1 protein-coding gene is annotated in these 611 nt (G+C 66.0%); it reads left to right on the top strand.

From position 1 onward, the window contains the following. Positions 1–611, top strand: a 611-nt coding sequence (locus DNK49_RS23205) for an efflux RND transporter periplasmic adaptor subunit (protein ID WP_120719297.1), incomplete at both ends; no start/stop codon positions are given.

Genomic DNA, 611 nt, shown 5'->3' with positions numbered 1-611 from the left:
ATGTCCTTCAACGAGGACCAGGACAGGAAGGCCGTTGACCCGCTCTACCAGATCGACCCGCGGCCGTTCCAGGCCGTGCTCGACGCGGCAAGCGCGACCTTGAAGCGCAACGAGGCGCAGCTTACCGGCGCGGCGCTCGACCTCGACCGGTACAGCAAGCTCCTCAACACGGGATACCAGTCGCGGCAGACCTTCGATCAGCAGCAGGCCACCGTGGACGCCCTCAAGGCATCGATCGCCGCCGACAAGGCCGCGATCGAAACCGCGCGCCTCAATCTCGCCTATGCCGACATCCGGGCGCCGATCGCAGGCCGCACCGGCCAGCGCCTGGTCGATATCGGCAATCTCGTGCAGGCCGGCCAGCCGACGAGCCTCGTCACCATCACCCAGATCAAGCCGATCTTCGTCAACTTCACGGTCCCCCAGGACTATGCCGAGGCGATCCGCCACAACCAGCAGGCCGGCGCGCTCTCGGTGCTCGCCTATGCCAGTGACGACAAGACCCTGCTGGCGGAGGGCAAGCTCAGCCTGATCGACAACCAGATCGACGTGGCGACCGGAACGATCCGCCTCAAGGCGAGCTTTGCCAACACCGATGAGCGCCTGTGGCC

The organism is Parazoarcus communis SWub3 = DSM 12120, assembly GCF_003226565.1.
GTDB lineage: Bacteria > Pseudomonadota > Gammaproteobacteria > Burkholderiales > Rhodocyclaceae > Parazoarcus > Parazoarcus communis.
Note: the sequence above shows the minus strand (reverse complement) of the source record. Positions and strands in the feature narration are given on the sequence as shown.